This is a genomic window from Psychrobacter sp. TB20-MNA-CIBAN-0197 (assembly GCF_040309765.1).
GTDB lineage: Bacteria > Pseudomonadota > Gammaproteobacteria > Pseudomonadales > Moraxellaceae > Psychrobacter > Psychrobacter submarinus.
In genome coordinates, this window is the sequence record NZ_JBEOPC010000122.1 from 1 (window position 1) to 427 (window position 427).

At 37.0% G+C, this 427-nt stretch carries 1 protein-coding gene; it reads left to right on the forward strand.

Annotated elements, in window-relative coordinates:
* Positions 1-18 precede the first annotated feature (18 nt).
* A partial coding sequence (locus tag AAEY83_RS12940) for a hypothetical protein (protein ID WP_351059323.1) occupies positions 19-427 on the forward strand: 409 nt, incomplete at its 3' end.

Consider the following 427-nt stretch of genomic DNA (forward strand, 5'->3'; position numbering starts at 1 on the left):
CGAGGATACACCCACGAAATGAAATATTTAACACTCGCTTTATTAACTGTCGCTTTTACAAGTGCAAATGCTTTTTCTGAGCCGAGTAATAAAACACGATTTATACCGCTTTTAAAGTCAAAATTGGGAGCCTACGAAGTTGTGTCGAGCAACTCAGGGTTATGCGTTAACAGCAATTTGAGTTTGACAGATGAAAGTGATTTAAGTGCTGGTTTTAAACTTGGTGAGCAAATTGTATTTGGATCGCTCCACAATGGTACCCGAACCATTAAAAAACCAAACTTTTGCTTTATAACCAGCACTCTTAAATATAAAAGTGATGGCCTTGAAAACGGCTTAAGAATGAGCCGTTGTGAAAGCCCTGCAAACGAAAAAACAATCAGTCAAAGTATCAAATTTTTAGCTGATAACACACTCAAATACACAT